Here is an 18,254-nt window from a genome sequence, read left to right as displayed (position 1 = left end):
CCATGACTTCTCAAACCGATTTGGCCGCGCTTCTTTGCTCGCGGCTTTGCCATGACATGCTTTCGCCCGTTGGAGCCCTTTCGAACGGGCTTGAACTCCTTGCCGACGAAACCGACGCAGAAATGCGCGAACGCTGCATCGAATTGCTCGAACAAAGCGCCAAGATCAGCACTGACAAGCTCAAGTTCTTCCGCCTCGCATTTGGCGCAGCGGGCGGGTTTGGCGAAAACGTGCCGGTCGAGGAAGCGCAGGAAGTGATTGGCGCGCTTGCAGCTGACACAAAGCGGGTCGAGGTGAACTGGGCGCTTGCCGACAGCACTCTGCCCAAGCCCGCCGTCAAGGTGATGCTCAATCTTGCACAGATTGCGCTCGATGCGCTCGTGCGCGGCGGGACGCTCGATATCGGCGCAGAAAAGCGCGAAGGAAACATCGAGATCGTCGCGCGTGCAGCCGGTCAAAGGATCGCCTTTGACGAAACCATCGGACAGGCGCTGCAAGGCGAGCTTGCCGACAGCGATATCTCCAGCCGCACCGCCGCTGCACACATGATCGCGCTCGTCGCAGGCGAGATGGGCGGAGGTTTGCAATATGCGGTCTCTGACGATGCGCTTGTGCTCGGGGCGGTTCTCCCCGAGCCGGAGGGCATGATCGGGTGAGTTCAGGCGCGGGCGAACAGGGGGGCGCCGCGTGGCGCGATATGGAAGTGAGCGAGCTAGTTCACAGGGTCGTGCCGTCGCCCAACTTCGGCGACCGCTCATTGCCGGTCAACATGCTGGTGCTTCACTACACCGAGATGAAGCCGGTTGAGACTGCGCTTGAAAAGCTTACCGATCCTGAAGCCGGGGTAAGCGCACACTATCTCATCACCGAAGAGGGCGAGGTTATCCAGCTCGTCTCGGAAGAAAAGCGCGCTTGGCACGCAGGTGCAAGCTACTGGCGCGGGATCAAGGACGTAAATTCGGCGAGCATCGGGATCGAGCTCGACCATCCCGGACATGCCGAAGAAAACGGCGGCTATCGCGGCTTTTCCGAAGCGCAATTCGAGGCTCTTGTCCCGCTAGTTGCTCGCATCGTGAAGCAATACGACATTCCGCGCGCCAATGTTGTCGGGCATTCCGACGTCGCGCCCATTCGCAAGGTCGACCCCGGCGAACTGTTCCCGTGGGACCGCCTTGCCGAATATGGCCTGTGCCTGCCAACGCCGGCGAAGATCGAGCGCGCGGACCCGTTCCACAATGCGGGCGCCTTCATCCTGGCGTTGGAACGGTTCGGTTACGACATTACCGAGGGTCGCAAGGCCATCGAGGCGTTCGAGCGCCGTTGGCGCCCTGAGCGCATCGAGGGCAAGCCTGACGCACAGCTCGGCGCAATCCTGTGGCACCATTTGCTCGAGCGTGACCGCGGCGCTGCGCGCTAAGCTTCCCTACAGCATCGCGTTGGTATAAGAGCGCCCGCGCATCAGGGAGCCGAGGCAGCCGCGTGGTTTCGACCGCGAGGAAAGTCCGGGCTCCACGAAGCAAGGGTGGCGGGTAACGCCCGCCGGGTGAGGCTTTCGGGCTGAGCTCAGGGAAAGTGCCACAGAGAGTATACCGCCGATGGAGGTCGAACCTCACAGGCAAGGGTGAAAGGGTGCGGCAAGAGCGCACCGGGGGTCTGGTAACAGGCTCCGCATGGCAAACCCCACCCGGAGCAAGGCCAAATAGGGGCCTCGCGCCCGGCCAGATTCGGTCAGGGCAGGAGCGCTTCGCTCCGAGAGGCCCGGGTTGGCTGCTTGAGCCGCGTGGCAACATGCGGCCCAGATGAATGGTTGCCGCCGCGGCGCTGGTCGAAAGATACCGGTCGCGGAGACAGAACCCGGCTTATGACGCTCCCTGATGCACCTGACGAATCTCATGCGATACCCGATCCCCCACGCGATTATCGGAACCTGCGAGCCGCCCGGCCATTGGTCTTTCATGAAAGAACCGACCGTGCTTCGCCCGACAACTCAGCGCCTTGCCGTGCTTGTTGCAGTCTTCGTCCAGATTGGCGCAACCTTCCTGCCGCAGCTTGGGTTGGGCGATCCGATAGGTGATCGTTCCGACAGCGTACGCACCCTGATCACGCCGTCGGGCTGGGCGTTCGCGATCTGGGGGCCGCTGTTCCTTGGTTCGGCAGTCTTCGCGATCTGGCAGGCGCTTCCGCGTCAGCGCACCAACAGGCTGCTCAACCAGATTGCGTGGCCGGCAGCGATCGCTCTCGCGGCGCAAGGGGTGTGGGCGATCTACACCCAGTTCGCGAACCTCACGGCGATATCGGCGGTGATCATCCTAGTGTCGCTTGCCGGGCTGCTGGCTTGCCTCCGCACGCTTAGCACTCAAGCTTGGCTGACTACCGGCGAACGCTGGTTCTCGGCTCTGGTGCTCAGCGCTCTTGCCGCTTGGCTGACGGCGGCGAGCATCGTCAATATCTCCGCCAGCCTTGTTTATCACGGCGTAGGCGGAGGCTTTGAATACCCGCTTGCCGCCGCTGCGATGGTTGCCATAGGCGGTGTGATCGCCAGCCTTGCCGTGGTGCGTTCGCGCGGGAACCCGTGGTACGCGCTGGTCTTCTGCTGGGCGATTCTCGCGATTTTCTTTCGCGGTGGGCAGGAAGCATCGTCGATTGCCTATGCCTGTATGTTCAGCGGGGTCCTGGTGACGCTTGCGATGGCGGTCGGACTCTCTCAGGCCAACAACCGCAAGCATTGGCTCGGCCTCTGACGCACAAAGGAAAAGGCCGGGCCTTGCATCTTGCAAGACCCGGCCATTTCGCGTGACCGCTTAGGTCGGTTGAAGCCTTAGAACTTCCAGATCAGCGATACGCGGCCCTGATCGTTCGAGAGCAGGCCGCGGCCCATGTCGCTCGTGAACGAAACCTGCGCGTTGAGGTTCGTGCCGACCTGCATTTCTGCACCAGCATTCACGCTCATCCACTGGGTGTCGAGCTCGTTGGCGATGCTGAACGGCGTGTCAGATGCACCGAAGAAGTGCGCCGTGACGACGTCGGCATTGTCTGCCATCTCGCTTGCGTAGGCGACTGATCCGAAGGCGCGGATCGTGCTGGTCTCGCTGACGGCGATGTCGAACGAAGCCATCGCACCGGCCTTCGCGCCAAGCGAAGTGAAGGTGCGATCGGCGACCGAGAGGCCGAAGCCGCCAGCGCCGATTTCGTCAAAGCCGCCGATCGAGCTGCGAACGTAGTCGAGGCTCGCCACCGGTCCCACTTCGAGACCCTTCGCGATGTCGAAGGCGTAGCCCAGGCGCATACCGCCGAAGGTCTGACGCGCATCGGACTGGCCAACGGCATTCGCGAAATAGGTCGCAAAGTCGCCGCCGCTTGCACGCTCAGCACCGAAGCGCTGATCCGCCGTACCGGCATAGCCGTCTGCGAACAGGCCGCCATCCGAATAGGTCGCGTAGATTGCGACCGACTGGCTGCGGTCTGCTTCCGGCTGGAGCGGGTTCACGGTCTGACGGCTCGACTGGATGTTCGAGACAGCCACACCGAAGCTGAACCCTTCGGACAGAGCCATGTCGACACCGACTGTCATCTCACCGGCCTGGGTCAGAGCGGTCTGTTCGAGCGCGCTTGCACCAAGCTGCGTGCTGGCGACGCCCTGGCTGCCGAAAGCACCCAGTCCGTTACCAAGCAGGCCGCCTTGCTGGCCGTTGTTGAGATAGACGCCCGATGCGCTGCCAAAGACACCCAGCTTACCGGTGTTGGCAGGCGTGGTGCCGTTGATGGCGTATGCGGCGTTGCCAGCGGCGGTGAAGCCTCCCGCTGCCATCGAGCCGCCACGCAGAGCGAGCGTGCGCTGTGCGATCTGGCCCGTGAAGCGCTGCGAGAAGCTGTTCGCGGTAAAGGTCTGGCTGAACGCGCTGACCGGGGTCAGAGCGCCAAGCGTTGCCCCAAGCGTTTCGAACGTGGCGTTGTCGACGATCGCGAACATGTCGGCAAACTCGTTGAAACGCGTGGCACGGATCGTGTCGAGCGCGCCGCCGAGGTTACGAAGGCTGCGATTGTTGCTGAACAGGTCACGGATCGAACGGGCTCCGATCGAGACGATGACATCATTGCCTTCGACACGGCTTGACGCGGTCAGGATCGGCGAGTTCGACAGGAAGATCGTTTCGGCAAAGTCGCCGTCAATCTCACCGGCCGAAAGGATCGAGAATTCCGATCCGTTACGGACCCGGCGACCACGTGCTTCGAGAAGCAGCACGCCATCGAGAACCGCGATCCCCGAAATGTCATAGAAGTCATTCGAGATTCGGTTGCGCGATCCGCCCTGGAAGTTGGCGTAGAGACCAGCGCCGCTGGTCTGCACGTAATCGCCATTGATGGTCAGCGTGCTGACCCGGCGCTCACCGCCTGCGCTCAGCAGGCCGGCGACGTTGATCAGGGCGTTGGTGTTGATGACACCATCGCGACCCGTCAATTGCCCGCCAGCCAACGTGTAAAGCGGCGTGTTGAGCGTGCCGTTGATTTCCGACGTGCCGCTGAACTGCTCGACCCCGATCAGCGAGGTGAAGTCGAAGCCCGAGCCGAGACGGAAGGTCGCGCGCTCGTTGTCGATCACGAGCTTGTCGATCTCGACATCCATGTCGACCGTGGTGCGGCCGCGCTGGTTCAAGTGGACTTCGAAATACTGCGCCGGGTTGGCAAAGGCGATGCCCGGCGTTCCGTCGGTGTTGTTGGGCACAAAGCCGGTCGAACCCGGGCCAAGCAGGACAGAGCTTTCAGGCAGGTTGTTGCCGAAGTTCTCATCACCCGGCTGCGGACCAAACGGCGAGACGATTTCCGGGAATTCCGAAATGTCCACGCCAAGGATCGTGCCGATCGAGTTGCCGACTTCGAAGATGCCGTTCTCTTCACCTTCCGGAAGGCCGTTGACGAGAGTGCCAGTGCCGTCATCGATGAAGAAGCCGGGATCGAGATCCTGCGTCCAGTGGTCGGGATCCGACCAGTTACCGTTTCCGCGCTTGGCAGAGACATATTTGTAGGCGGTGTTCTCGCTGATGAACTGGAAGAATGGATAGATCGGGTTGTAGAAGCTGATGTCGCCGTATGGCGTTGGCAGCCCAAAGCCGCTCAGGTCGAAAAAGCTAACCCCGCCGCTCAGGACAGCGATCGCCACAGGGAAGTCGTATGCGACGTCGGCGATCAGCGGCGAACCACTGTCACCTGGTGCCGTGCCGACTTCGCGCGGAAGCGCATCGCCATCGAACCAGTCGGTCGAGATAACATCGCCGATTGTAACGCATTCGGGGCCAAAGCCGTTGAAATCGCATCCGTCAAAGCCCGCAATATCGCGATCAGGCCAATCGAAGTCGGTCCAGTAATAGGGCTGCGTGATTGAGCCGGACTCGGCGTTTGGCGCAAAGGCAGAAAAGACCACATCGTCGAAATTCGCGAATGACGCGAGCGCTCCGAGCATGTTTTCACCCACACGGCGCAGGAAGTCGCTTCCCTCGCCTGCACCGCCAAGGGCCGTGCCGAACGAACCATAACCGACTTGCACCACATGCGTGAGTTCGGTCAGCGGCGTCAGCAGAATGGGGAGCGCAGGGATGTCCGTAATCGGCTCATCCACCGCGATCAACGCGATATCGGCAAACGGGAATGGCAGGCCGCCATTTTCCTGGTTGGCGGACGGGTGGATGACCACGTCCGTGCTGGTGGCAAGTCCACCTTCGGAATAGCTAGCGCCTTCGTTGATGAAAGCGGTGCGTTGCGGCTCGGTGTCAGGACCGGTGCCGATCAGGATCGCGAACGGCGAACCACTTTCTGCGGTGCCGTAGATCTCTGATGGGAAAAAGTTCACGCAGTGTGCGGCGGTCAGGACCGTACGCGGGTTGATGAGGCTGCCGGTGCAATTGAGGAAAACCGCGCCATCCGAATTGCGGCCGATGAACATCTGTACAACCGAGGGTTGCGTATCGGCTGCGTCGAATGAGGCGTCGAGACCGACATCGTCACGGACAAAAATGTCTTGGTTGATGTTGTCGCCAGTCGTGCCAGTGAAGGTCGCATCAAGCAGCACGTTCGGATCAAAGGTGAGATCGAGCGAGCTGCGCGGCGTCAAACGGAAGCCTGCAAAGCTGTCTACTGCGGTCGACGTGCTGATCGCTGGAGCGGCCGAACGCGGTGTCGCCGCGCTCGCTACGCCGAGCGGAAGGCGGTAGTCGGAAGCTTCTCCCAACTCTTCGTTCTCGAGCGAAAACTCGCCCGCATTGCCGCCTGACGCATGCGCCGGTGCAGCCGTGAGCGCTCCGGCAAGCGCTGCGAGTCCAACGCCGGAAAGAAATGCACGGTTTGTCATGATTAGCCCCTCATTCTTGGTAAGAATTTACCCCGAAAGCGGAGGCTAGCCTTTTGTTAAGTGATTCTGAAGCCCTGTTTGCAAATAAAATGAAACCAAATTACACAGCATCAATGACTTGCATGGCATGCAATCAAGCTATGCAAATAGAAAAGCGGGATTTGGCAAACCTTGCGCAAGTCCCGCTTCTGAATTGTTGAAACTGTCCGGCTGGCGTTCTGCCAGCGAAGGCTCAGTCGCGGCCAATACTCGCGTAGGTGAAACCGGCGTTGCGGACATCGTCGGGATTATAGATATTTCGCAGGTCGACCAGCACCGGAGCCTTTGCCAGATCCTTGACCCGAGACAGGTCGAGCGCGCGAAACGCATCCCACTCTGTCACGATGACGGTCGCGTCTGCATCCTCGATCGCTGCATAGGGATCGTCACACATGTTCACGGCGGGCATAAGCGGCATTGCCTGTTCCATACCTTCCGGATCGAATGCGGAAACCTTGACGCCCGCATCGGTGAGCGTCTGTGCGACCGCTATCGCGGGCGAGTCCCGCATGTCGTCGGTATTGGGCTTGAAGGTAAGGCCAAGCAGCGCGACTTTTTTACCCCGCGCATGCTCCGGCCCGCCGATCGCGTCCAGCACCTTGCGGCCCATGGCGCGCTTGCGACTGTCGTTGACCTTGACCACCGCTTCGATGATGCGCGTGGGGCTGTCATAGTCTTCCGCAGTCTTGAGCAGCGCGAGCGTGTCCTTCGGGAAGCAAGAGCCGCCATAACCAGGCCCAGCGTGAAGGAACTTTGCGCCAATGCGATTGTCCATGCCGATCCCGCGGCTCACGTCCTGTACGTTCGCGCCGACTTTCTCGCACAGATCAGCCATCTCGTTGATGAAGGTGATCTTGGTCGCGAGGAATGCGTTGGCGGCGTACTTGATCAGCTCGCTGGTGCGGCGCGAGGTGAACAGGATCGGACTCTCGTTGAGGAACAGCGGCCGGTATACCTCGCGCATCACCTCACGACCGAAATCATCTTCGGCACCGATGACGATGCGATCCGGGCGCTTGAAGTCGCCAATTGCTGCACCTTCACGCAGGAATTCAGGGTTCGAGACGACCGAAACACGATGCGGTGTGCCCGACTCTTTAAGCAGGCGCTCGACCTCGTCACCGGTACCCACGGGGACGGTCGACTTGGTGACGACGACAGCATCGTTCGCGAGGCTCTCTCCCACCTCCTTGGCGACTGCATAAACGAAGGACAAGTCGGCATGACCATCGCCGCGGCGGCTTGGTGTGCCCACAGCAATGAAAACCGCTGCGGCATCCTTGATCCCTTCGGCAAGCGAAGTGGTGAATGAAAGACGGCCTGCCTTCACATTGCTTTCAACCAGCGCGTCGAGGCCCGGCTCGTAGATCGGCATGATCCCGTCGTGCAGCCGGTCGATCTTTCCCTGATCCTTGTCGATGCAGACCACGTCGTGCCCGAAATCGGCAAAGCAGGCGCCAGAAACGAGCCCGACATAGCCTGACCCAACCATTGCAATTTTCATTGATACTTTCCTCGTGATTTCATGCCGTCAATGCACCCGACTTCGGACTGCACCCGGCTCCGCTACTGGGGGCGTTCCCCGTGGAAAATTTCTATCGGGCCGTTCTTCGCCTCGATCGCCTGGATCACTCGGCGTTGATCAGCCTCAAGCACGAGCGCGGTAAGCACACCTGAGCGGAAAGCGCCAGTGTCAATCCCGATCCGATTGCCGCAATCCATGACCCTATCAAAGATGGTGTGCCCATGGACCACAACCTTATCGAGCGCGCCCTCATGATTGAGGAAACGGTCCCTGATCCAAAGCAAGTCGCGGCGATTTTGCTCGTCCAGTGGAACAGTGGGGTCGACCCCTGCATGGACGAACAGGTAATCGCCCGCGACGATCATCTCTTCAAATCCGGCGATGTAATCGCGCTCTGACTGAGGGATAAGCTCTGGCAACAGATCGAACAGTTCCTCCAGCGTTAGCGCGTTGAACTGCTTTTTCGACAGGCCATAGCTCATGACCGTCTCGCGGCCGCCGTGCTTGAGAAAATGCCGGAGCACTTCGGGCTTCTCGAAGGAATCGAGCATCATCTCTTCATGGTTGCCGGCAAGGACGCGTACCGATCGCTTGCCCTGCCATTCGCGAGTATCCGAAACCACGCCGGCGCTGTCGGGTCCGCGATCGACCAGGTCGCCAAGCAAGATGACGTGCGAATCGCACTCTTCGCGACCGCAATCGTCTTCTTCGATGGCGTCGATCATGGCGCGATAAAGGTCTCGCCGACCGTGAATGTCGCCGATCACATAATAGCGCGTACCCTGCGGCACTGCCGGAAGGCGCGGCTGTGGCTTGTGGCCGAACATCTTGCGAAAAGCGTTGAACATCGCGGAGTCTATGAGTGTCCTATCGACGATTGGTTTAAATGTGTTTCGCTACGCAAATTGCGCGCTGTTCCAAGGGCGATTTTTGAAAGTGTGTGCCTTTAGTCGCATCGCAACTGAACGGCAACTGAGTGAGCGCAGTCACGCCTATTGACAGGGAGCCAACACAAGCAGGCGCGGCGATCTTCGTAAAGTGCCGACCCCACCGAATTGATGCAAAAACTCAACACCAGTGTGGGATTGGGGAAACGCGAGTAATTTCTCTTGTGCTATGCAGCATAACCGTGCACGATTGTTTCGCATTTGGCTGAGATTGCTCATAATAATACGCAGCCGCCAGATGTGCAGGTGGGACGAAGCAACAACACAAACAAGGAAGTTGTCATGCTCACGTCCATCCGCGGCCTTACGGCTGCAACCCTCTCTGTGGGTGCGCTGGTTACCGCCGCTCCCGCTTTCGCTGAAACTGCCGAGAACGATGGCGCTATCAGTGAAGAACTCATCGCGGCCTCGGCTGCGCTCGACAATAACGGTGCGGAGGGCGCCGAAATTGTTCTTTCCACCCAAACCGCATCTTCGATCGATCGTGCGAGCGAGCCCGTTGCTGTAACGGCAAGCAAAATGACTGGCGAAAGCGGCCTTACGTTTTCAGCCAATGTTGCGCTGACCAGCGAGTATCGCTTCCGCGGGGTCGATTTGTCCGGCGGTGAACTGGCCGTACAGGGCGGTTTCGATGTCAGCCACTCTTCCGGCTTCTACGTCGGTACATGGGCATCGAACCTCGATGAAGACACTGTCGGATATGGCTCGCTTGAGCTTGACCTTTATGGTGGCTGGAGCGGCAATGTCGCCGAAGCAGTGTCGGTCGATGTAGGCTTCATCGCTTACACCTATCCCGACGCTCCTGCTGGCGATTTCGACTATTACGAGTTCTACGGATCGCTCGGCTTTTCGCTCGGGCCGGCATCGGCCACAACGGGTATCGCCTATGCTCCCGGCCAGGACGGGCTTGATTTCGGGGGGGGCACGGATGACAACCTCTACCTCTACACCGATCTCAGCGTAGGCATTCCCAATACGCCGATCTCAATCGACGGCCACCTCGGCTACACCGACGGTTCGCTGACCTTCACGAATGACGGCGAGGCGTTTGACTGGTCGATTGGTGCAAGCGTCGGCCTTGGCGGGAATTTCTCTGCCAGCGTCGCGTATGTCGAAGCGGAAGGTAATTTCCTTCCCGGTCAGTACGACTTCACCGATGCAACTGTCGTCGCAACTCTCAGCGCGAGCTTCTGACGCCGGAGTTCGTTCAAACCACATAGCCCGCGGATAAGCGGGAGGAACGGAGCGCGGGGCCTGACGGTCTCGCGCTCTTTCCTTTTGGCTTTCCTATTGAGAGAGCCGCGCCCTTGCGACGCGCGCCGGACGCACTTAACTCGGCACGCGAAAGGACTGCTCTCATGGTCAAATATCTCCACTCGATGATCCGAGTCACCGATCCGCAGGCGACGGTCGATTTCTTCGAGCTGATCGGGCTTGAGGAAGTGCGACGCTTCGATGTCGAGGCAGGACGCTTCACACTGATTTTCCTCGCCGCGCCCGGACAGGAAGACGTTGCCGAGGTCGAGCTGACGTACAACTGGCCACCTGAAGATGGCAGCGAGCCTGAAGACTATGATGGCGGGCGCAATTTCGGCCACCTCGCCTACCGGGTCGAGAACATCTACGACACGTGTCAGCGGCTTGCCGATGCTGGCCACACGATCCACCGCCCACCGCGCGATGGCCACATGGCCTTCGTCAAATCACCTGACGGTATTTCGGTCGAGTTGCTTCAGGAAGGCAATCTGGAGCCGCAGGAGCCCTGGGCCAGCATGGAAAACACCGGGAGCTGGTAAGCCCGGCATAGCCGACCTTACGACCTTCTCCGCTTAGCGCAGCGGATCGTTGGGGTGCGTGTCCTGCGGGATCGGACCTTGATCGTCGCACTCTTCGGCCGTGTGGCTCGTTGTCATGCGAAGCACGATATAGCCGAGGATCGCCGATACGGCCGACCCGGTGAGAATGCCAATCTTGGCCTCTTCAACCAGCAGCGGCGTATCGGGGAAGGCCAGGCCGCCGATGAATATGCTCATCGTGAACCCGATACCGCACAGGATCGAAATGCCCCAGATCTCGGCCCAGCTCGCATTGTCCGGTCGCGGCGCGAAGCCTGTCTTGTCGGCCAGCCAGACGACCGAGAAAATCCCGATCTGCTTGCCGACCACCAGACCAGCGGCAATCGCAATGGGAAGCGGGGCAAGCAGCGCCTCGGGGCCCATGCCCTCAAGCGATACGCCTGCATTGGCAAAGCCAAAGACAGGAACGACGAGATAGGCGCTCCACGGAGCGATCGAATGCTCGAGGCGTTCCAGCATCGAATTGCCGTCGCGTCGTTTGAGAGGAATGGTGAGTGCGGCCACAACGCCGGCGATGGTTGCATGAACACCTGAATTCAGAACGCAGTACCACAGCACGACCGACAACAGGATGTAGGGCCAGAAGTAGTCCACCCGCATCCGGTTGAGCGCGACCATCAAAGCGACGACACCGACCGAAGCGACCAGCCATTCGGTGTAGAGCCCCTGCGTGTAGAACACGGCAATGACGAGGACGGCGCCAATGTCGTCGACGATCGCGACGGTGAGCAGGAACAGGCGCAAAGAGGCCGGAACCCTGTTGCCCAAAAGACCCAGTACGCCCATCGCGAAAGCGATATCGGTTGCGGCCGGGATCGCCCAACCGTTGAAATACTCTCCACCGCCGGTGACCAGCAGATAGACTATCGCGGGGACGCCCATTCCGGCGGCAGCCGCCAGCATAGGAAGACGCCGGGCCGCGGGATCTGCTAAAGATCCGGACACAACTTCGCGTTTTACTTCTAATCCGACGACAAAAAAGAAGATCGCCATCAAACCATCATTGATCCAATAGTGAAGGTCCTTTAGCTTCTCTATCGGGGTCCAGGGCAGTTTTCCGTAAAACAGCTCGCGATATTCATCCGCCATGGGAGAATTGGCGGCAATCATCGCGGCTGCTGCTACCAGAATCAGCAGGATCCCGGCCGATGCGTCGCTGACGAACAGCGCGCGCACGGGAGCAAAGACACGACGGAGAGGGCTAGACGAAGTGTGGGCGTTATCTGACATATTGGGTGCCCCTTTTCAGAAAACCTGACCAGAGTGCAAGGTCAAACCGGGCCTGAAGGGAGAATCGGGGCCGGTTTGCATCAAGGAGGGTCGCCTTGAGCGTTCAAAACTGGGATTTGTGGCAGTGGCTGGCAGTTGTTCAGCACGAACTGCTTTTGTTTGCAGGCGTGTTTTTTTTGATCGGGGCGCTCGATGACGTCGCGGTCGACCTGTCGTGGTTGTGGTTGAAGCTGACGGGCAGGGCCCGGACCGGCAGGGTCGATCGTGAAAAACTTCAGTGCAACGAACTTTCCGGTCCGGCAGCCATCGTCATTCCTGCATGGAACGAAGCCGATGTGATCGCAGACACGATTCAGCACATGCTGCGCGTCTGGCCGCAGCGCGCGCTGCGCCTTTATGTCGGGATTTATCGCAATGACGCCGATACGCTCGAAGCTGCGATGAGCGCTGCTTACGGCGACAGTCGCTTGAGGCTGGTCATCCATGACCGGGCAGGGCCAAGTACCAAGGCTGACTGCCTCAACCGGCTCTATCAGGCCGTCCGCGATGACGAGGCGAGGGCAGGCGAACGCTTTGCCATGCTTGTGTTCCACGATGCCGAAGACATGGTCGATCCGGCAGGTCTCGGCTTGCTCGATTGGGCAATTGCCGATGGAGCGCATTTCGCGCAGCTTCCCGTAGAGCCGTTGCCGCAGGCTGCGCGCCATTGGCTGGGTAGCCATTATTGCGAGGAATTCGCCGAAGCTCACGGAAAAGCGATGGTCGTGCGCAGCGCCGTAGGAGCGGCTCTTCCCGCAGCGGGCGTTGGCTGCGGGGTGGAGCGTTCGATGCTCGATACTCTCGCAGAGCAAGGCGAAAACAACCTGCCATTCGACCCGGTATCGCTGACTGAGGATTACGAGCTTGGGCTCAACATTGCGGCACGAGGCGGCGAATGCCGTTTTGTCCGTGCGCGCGGCGAAGACGACCTCCTGGTGGCGACGCGCGCCTACTTCCCTTCGCAACTTGCCGACGTGGTCGGCCAGAAGACACGCTGGGTGCACGGGATAGCGCTGCAAGGCTGGGACCGTACCGGTTGGGCTGGAGGCATCGCTGAAAGCTGGATGAGAGCGCGCGACCGGCGCGGACCGCTTACCGCGATTGTACTCCTGTTCGGCTACACTCTGCTCCTCCTGACGGTGCTGCTGGCAACCGCGGCAAATGCTGGCTGGACAGAGCCGATGAAGCTGACACCAGCGCTTGTTGCGCTCCTGTCGGTCAATCTTGGCTTCTTCATTTGGCGAGCTGTGATGCGGTTTGCCTTCACCGCGCGAAATTACGGAGTGGCTGAGGGCGTCTTTGCCGTAATGCGCATTCCGGTAACGAACGTGATCTCGATCATGGCCGGGAGACGCGCCTTGTTCGCCTATGCCCGCACATTCGCGGGCCAAAGCGCGACTTGGGACAAGACACCGCACAGCCATCACCCAGCGCAGTCGATCAAGGGGCTGGCAAAGCCGTCCAAGATCGCGGGAACGCGGTGATGCAGCAGGCTTCAAATAACCAACGGCGCGGCGCACCACTTGTGTTGCTGGTGGTCATTCTTGCGGGCTGGAGCGCTGGTCGGAGCATGGTTTGGGAGAGCCCCTTCGCGCTGCCCGAATTCGAGCTCTCACCAGCCGGGATATTGCTGGTTGAACGCGAGCCATTGGCACAGGGCAGCGAGGTCGCACTGGCGCAGGGCGATCAGGGCATTGCCAGTGGCATTCCAGATGAAGCCGGCGAGGGCAAAGAGGCATTGCTAGGGTTGAGTGATATCGCGCAGCAGGGCGGGGGAGGTTTCATTTCGGCCTCTCGTTCGTCGCAAGTCGCGGCGGGGCATCATCTCTTGATGACCGCAGCCTTCCAGCAGGATTTTTCGATCCGCGGCTTTACCAGCGGCTCCGAATTGGAAGGTTTTGCTCCCGGCAGTGTGAGCGCGCAGGCTGAACGCGCTTCGGCGCTTGACGGAGGTGCGCCGCCATTCCTCGCGCAACCGTCTGTATCGAAGAACCCCACGGCTTCCGATGACCGCTGGTCGCTCGATGCCTTTGCGTTCTTCCGGTCAGGCTCTTCGTCGCTCTCAAGCGCGCAAGGCCGCGTTCCAGTCTACGGTGCAAGCCAGCTGGCTGCGAAACTGCAATACCGCCTTGCGCCGTCTTCCCAGTACGATCCGCGTGCCTATACGCGCGCCTATCATGCACTCGTCGCGGATGCAGAAACGGAGGTTGCAGCCGGTCTCTCAGCAAGGCCGATCGCGGCGATCCCGCTTCGTACCGCCGCTGAAGTTCGCGTGGTGCGCAATCGTTTTGCGACGCAGGCGCGGCCTGCGGCCTATGCCGTGACGGAGATCGCGCCGCAAAAGCTGCCCTTGGGCCTCTCTCTGGAGACATATGCCGGGGCGGGTTACGTTGGCGGCGCTGCCGACACGTTCTTCGTCGACGGGCAGGCTGGCATCACGCGCGAGCTTGTCTGGCTCAAAGGCATGACGGATCAGCCGCTCAGGCTCAGTCTTGGCGGCGCGGCATGGGGCGGCGCGCAGAGGGACGCCGAACGGCTCGACGTCGGACCGACCATGAGGCTCGATATGACGCTCGGCAGTGTTCCTGCACGAATCTCGGTCGATTGGCGAGAGCGGGTAGCGGGCGACGCCGAGCCCACTTCAGGCATCGCCGCGACGCTTTCGACGCGCTTCTGATCGCCCGGTTTCGAGGCGTAGGCGGGGAAGGGGCGCAATGCTCGCTTCCAACGCCCGTCGCGGTGGGCTAGTCGCATCGGCATGGACGTTTACCTGCCCATTGCGAATCTCTCGGTGAATGGTCTCTTCATCGTGTTCCTTGGCGGGCTGACTGGCATCCTGTCAGGACTGTTTGGCGTGGGCGGCGGGTTCCTGACGACGCCGCTGCTGATCTTTTACGGCATACCACCAACCGTCGCTGCCGCTTCGGCTGCCACTCAGGTGACAGGAGCCAGCGTCTCGGGCGTCATTGCTCACGGCAAGCGTAAGGGCGTTGACTATCGCATGGGACTTGTGATGGTTGGCGGCGGGGTCGTGGGAGCACTGCTGGGCGCTGTCCTGTTCAGCCTGCTTCAGGCGTGGGGCCAGATCGATGTCGTCATCGGGGTGCTCTATGTCCTGCTGCTCGGCACGATCGGGTCGCTCATGATGCGCGAATCCATCGATTCTCTGCGAGGAAAGGCGGAAGGCGCATCGGCGCAGCCCCGCAAGAGGCGACATCATCCGCTGGTCGCAGGGCTGCCATTCCGAGCGCGGTTCTACGCTTCGGGCCTCTACATTTCGCCGCTCGCACCTCTGATCCTCGGTGTTCTGGTAGGCATTCTCACCATGCTCATGGGAGTGGGTGGCGGTTTCATCCTCGTGCCAGCAATGCTCTATATTCTAGGGATGAGCGGCAATGTCGTGGTCGGCACATCGCTGTTCCAGATCCTGTTTGTGACCATGGTGACCACGATGACCCACGCGCTCACCACGCAGGCAGTCGACATCGTGCTCGCCGGATTGCTGCTGCTGGGCTCGGTCATGGGCGCTCAATTCGGGACGCAGATCGCGATGAAGGCTCGGCCCGAAATCCTGCGCATTGTGCTTGCTGCCATCGTCATCGCAGTGGCTTTGCGGATGCTGTACGGCCTGGGCGTACAGCCCGACGAGATTTATACGGTCAGCCCGCTGTGATCAGAGCGCCCAAATATCTTTGGGCTCCGCTAGCCCTTCTGCTCTCTGCCCCATTTCTGATGGGCCAGAGCGAGCCGGTACTGGTACCCGAAGTCAGCCAATCGCGCGTCGAAGTGCGGCAAGGGTTCACCGGGGCGAACCTGCTCCTTTACGGCGCTGTCATCGACCCTGCTGGAGCGCGTTCCGACACGCAATACGATATCGTTGTAGTGCTTAAGGGCCCGACCGAGCCGATCCGTCTGCGCGAGAAAGAGCGCATTGCGGGCATCTGGATGAATGCAGGATCGAGCGATTTTCGCTCCGCACCATCCTTCTTCGCGGTCGCTTCCTCGCGTCCGGTCGAGGAAATCGTCGACCCTCTCACCGCCGCAATTTACGAGCTTGGTACCGAGTTCATCCAGCTCAGCCCATCGGGTCAGATCGAGCCCGAAGAACAGGCACGCTTTGCCAGCGGCCTTGTCGACATGCGAGAGCGCGCCGGTCTCTACAAGGAAGACACACAAGGCGTCCGCATCAGCGAAGGCGTGCTCTATCAGGCGCGCATCGCTCTTCCGTCCAATGTCACCACTGGCGAATACACGGCCGAAACCTTTGCCATCGCCAACGGCCGGGTGCTTGCCAGTGCCACGGCGGACATCGAAGTGGTGAAGGTCGGGCTGGAAGGGCGCGTCGTACAGGCGGCGGAGCGCTGGTCGCTGTTCTACGGCCTTCTCGCCATTGCCCTGTCGCTGGGCATGGGGTGGCTTGCGGGCCGGCTCTTCGCACGGATGTAAACCAGCGTCCGGATGCGGGTAGCGTTGACGCGATATTAACCCCGCTCACTCATATCAAATCACTCACAAATTGGGGTCGCTGTGTCCGTCATTGGCGACCCGAAACCGGAACCCGATCCGAGAGGGACAAGGACGCTCGCATGACTGATATGGGCAACCAGAATTTCCACCAGAACGCGGCGGCGTCCGCAGGAAGTACAGACCAGTTCGAGGGCGAGGACAATGCCCGCCTTCCGATCGGTGTTGTGCTGGAGATTTCAGGGGCAGGTTCGCAGATCGCCCTCGACCTTCAACGCATCAACGAATGCATGGAGGACGATGATCCCTCAATCGCTCTCGCCGGACAGGTCGGCAGCCAGATCAAGATCCGCGTCGGTGATGCCTGGCTGCTCGCGAACGTCCGGGACCAGCGCAAGGATCGCCGCGCCGCAAACGGGATCATCGCGCATATCGATTTCCTCGGTGAAGGCTCGGAAGAGAAGCTCACCGGACGCATTCACGGTTTCAAGCGCGGTGTGACGCGCTATCCGATCCCCGGCGCGATGGTCTATCCCGCGACGACGGAAGACCTCAAACAGATCTACGCCAGCGACGGCCGCGCCAACATCACCATTGGAACCGTTTTCCCGACCCGCGATATCCGAGCGGGCCTCTACATCGATGCGATGCTGGGCAAACACTTCGCGCTGCTGGGTTCGACCGGTACTGGTAAGTCAACCAGCGCCGCGCTGATCCTGCACCGCATCTGCCAGGCCGCGCCCGAAGGTCACATCGTGATGATCGACCCGCACGGCGAGTATTCGGCAGCATTCCGTCAGACCGGTCAGATCCTCGACGTCTCGAACCTGCAGATGCCGTATTGGCTGATGAACTTCGAGGAGCACTGCGAAGTCCTGCTCACCAGCGATGGCAATGAACGCCAGGTCGACATGGACATTCTGGCGAAGTGCCTTCTGCATGCACGTTCAAAGAACCGGCTGGCAGAAACGATGGGCAAGATCACGGTGGATTCGCCGATCCCCTATCTTCTGTCCGACCTCTCGACCAAGCTGCAGGACGAGATGGGCAAGCTCGACAAGGCAACTTCGTCCGCGCCCTACATGCGGATCAAGAGCAAGCTCGAAGAGCTCAAGGGCGACCCGCGCTACCAGTTCATGTTCTCAGGGATGCTGGTCGGTGACACGATGACCGACTTCATCTCCAAGGTCTTCCGCATGCCGGGGGATGGCAAACCGATCTCGATCATCGACGTCTCGGGCGTCCCGTCTGACATCACCTCGACTGTGGTGGCGGTTCTCAGCCGCCTCGTTTTCGACTTTGCGATCTGGGGGCGCGAGGAGAAGACGCGCCCGATCCTGCTCGTTTGCGAAGAGGCGCACCGCTACGTGCCTAATGAGAAGCACGCCGATGGATCGTCAGTAGGCCGCATCCTCAGCCGTATCGCGAAGGAAGGCCGTAAGTACGGTATCAGCCTCGGCCTCATCACACAGCGTCCGTCAGACCTTGCAGAGGGCGTACTCTCGCAGTGCGGTACGATCATCTCGATGCGTCTCAACAACGACCGAGATCAGGCATTCGTGCGCTCGGCAATGCCCGAAGGTTCGCGCGGCTTCCTCGATTCGATCCCGGCGCTTCGCAACCGCGAATGCATCGTCTGCGGCGAGGGTGTCGCTATTCCGATCCGCGTGAATTTCGACACGCTTGAGGAACACAAACGACCCGCATCCGAAGACCCGAGCTTCTCCGAACTGTGGCAGACCGGCGGCGGCGAGGAAGAGATCGTCGACCGGGTCGTGCTGCGCTGGCGCAGTCAGGGTTAGGCCCTATCC

14 protein-coding genes and 1 other RNA gene are annotated in these 18,254 nt (G+C 60.5%); 11 read left to right on the top strand and 4 right to left on the bottom strand.

Going from position 1 to position 18,254, the window contains the following annotated elements; all coding sequences use genetic code 11:
• The first annotated feature begins 2 nt into the window (after positions 1-2).
• The 4 genes from AC0V6T_RS11030 to AC0V6T_RS11015 all read left to right on the top strand — a co-directional run bounded on the left by AC0V6T_RS11030 (position 3) and on the right by AC0V6T_RS11015 (position 2,741).
• On the top strand, positions 3-656 hold the full coding sequence (locus tag AC0V6T_RS11030; protein ID WP_486126849.1) for a histidine phosphotransferase family protein: 654 nt from the start codon (positions 3-5) through the stop codon (positions 654-656).
• A gap of 41 nt (positions 657-697) precedes the next feature.
• Positions 698-1,417, top strand: a complete 720-nt coding sequence (locus AC0V6T_RS11025) for an N-acetylmuramoyl-L-alanine amidase (protein ID WP_486128576.1) — start codon at positions 698-700, stop codon at positions 1,415-1,417.
• Positions 1,418-1,459: 42 nt separating this feature from the next.
• Positions 1,460-1,878, top strand: an RNA gene (gene rnpB, locus AC0V6T_RS11020) — RNase P RNA component class A.
• The gene (locus AC0V6T_RS11015; RefSeq protein ID WP_486126847.1) at positions 1,875-2,741 is read left to right on the top strand and encodes a hypothetical protein; all 867 of its coding nucleotides are present in this window, start codon (positions 1,875-1,877) and stop codon (positions 2,739-2,741) included. The genes rnpB and AC0V6T_RS11015 overlap by 4 nt, the downstream gene beginning before the upstream one ends.
• Positions 2,742-2,818: 77 nt before the next feature.
• Here AC0V6T_RS11015 and AC0V6T_RS11010 read toward each other — a convergent pair whose 3' ends face one another.
• From AC0V6T_RS11010 to AC0V6T_RS11000, 3 genes are all read right to left on the bottom strand, one after another.
• Positions 2,819-6,343, bottom strand: coding sequence for an autotransporter domain-containing protein (locus AC0V6T_RS11010; RefSeq protein ID WP_486126845.1), 3,525 nt, complete (start codon positions 6,341-6,343; stop codon positions 2,819-2,821).
• A 232-nt stretch (positions 6,344-6,575) separates the two neighbouring features.
• On the bottom strand, positions 6,576-7,886 hold the full coding sequence (locus AC0V6T_RS11005) for a UDP-glucose dehydrogenase family protein (protein WP_486126843.1): 1,311 nt from the start codon (positions 7,884-7,886) through the stop codon (positions 6,576-6,578).
• Between the two features lie 62 nt (positions 7,887-7,948).
• Positions 7,949-8,755, bottom strand: coding sequence for a metallophosphoesterase family protein (locus tag AC0V6T_RS11000; protein WP_486126841.1), 807 nt, complete (start codon positions 8,753-8,755; stop codon positions 7,949-7,951).
• A gap of 381 nt (positions 8,756-9,136) precedes the next feature.
• Here AC0V6T_RS11000 and AC0V6T_RS10995 point away from each other — a divergent pair, with 381 nt between their 5' ends.
• Together AC0V6T_RS10995 and AC0V6T_RS10990 are read left to right on the top strand one after the other, a co-directional pair.
• Positions 9,137-10,048, top strand: a complete 912-nt coding sequence (locus tag AC0V6T_RS10995) for a TorF family putative porin (protein ID WP_486126839.1) — start codon at positions 9,137-9,139, stop codon at positions 10,046-10,048.
• Positions 10,049-10,212: 164 nt separating this feature from the next.
• Positions 10,213-10,650: a VOC family protein gene (locus AC0V6T_RS10990; RefSeq protein WP_486126837.1), complete on the top strand. Its 438-nt coding sequence runs from the start codon at positions 10,213-10,215 to the stop codon at positions 10,648-10,650.
• A gap of 33 nt (positions 10,651-10,683) precedes the next feature.
• On the opposite strand, the gene nhaA is transcribed toward AC0V6T_RS10990, so the two are convergent.
• Positions 10,684-11,940 (bottom strand): Na+/H+ antiporter NhaA, encoded by a 1,257-nt coding sequence (gene nhaA, locus AC0V6T_RS10985; protein ID WP_050750394.1) that lies wholly within the window; start codon positions 11,938-11,940, stop codon positions 10,684-10,686.
• 95 nt (positions 11,941-12,035) lie between these two features.
• Here nhaA and AC0V6T_RS10980 point away from each other — a divergent pair, with 95 nt between their 5' ends.
• The 5 genes from AC0V6T_RS10980 to AC0V6T_RS10960 all read left to right on the top strand — a co-directional run bounded on the left by AC0V6T_RS10980 (position 12,036) and on the right by AC0V6T_RS10960 (position 18,245).
• The gene (locus AC0V6T_RS10980; protein ID WP_486126835.1) at positions 12,036-13,463 is read left to right on the top strand and encodes a glycosyl transferase family protein; all 1,428 of its coding nucleotides are present in this window, start codon (positions 12,036-12,038) and stop codon (positions 13,461-13,463) included.
• Positions 13,463-14,656: a hypothetical protein gene (locus tag AC0V6T_RS10975; protein ID WP_486126833.1), complete on the top strand. Its 1,194-nt coding sequence runs from the start codon at positions 13,463-13,465 to the stop codon at positions 14,654-14,656. The genes AC0V6T_RS10980 and AC0V6T_RS10975 overlap by 1 nt, the downstream gene beginning before the upstream one ends.
• Before the next feature lie 81 nt (positions 14,657-14,737).
• Positions 14,738-15,652: a sulfite exporter TauE/SafE family protein gene (locus tag AC0V6T_RS10970; RefSeq protein WP_007163221.1), complete on the top strand. Its 915-nt coding sequence runs from the start codon at positions 14,738-14,740 to the stop codon at positions 15,650-15,652.
• A gap of 59 nt (positions 15,653-15,711) precedes the next feature.
• Positions 15,712-16,425 carry a TIGR02186 family protein gene (locus tag AC0V6T_RS10965; protein ID WP_486128574.1) on the top strand — a complete coding sequence of 238 codons (714 nt, stop codon included), beginning with the start codon at positions 15,712-15,714 and terminating at the stop codon, positions 16,423-16,425.
• A 140-nt stretch (positions 16,426-16,565) separates the two neighbouring features.
• On the top strand, positions 16,566-18,245 hold the full coding sequence (locus AC0V6T_RS10960; RefSeq protein ID WP_486126831.1) for an ATP-binding protein: 1,680 nt from the start codon (positions 16,566-16,568) through the stop codon (positions 18,243-18,245).
• The last annotated feature ends 9 nt before the right edge of the window (positions 18,246-18,254 follow it).

It is taken from the genome of Erythrobacter sp. S158 (assembly GCF_057364915.1).
The sequence above is the reverse complement of the archived record's forward strand: the minus strand, read 5'-3'. Positions and strand labels throughout refer to the sequence as shown.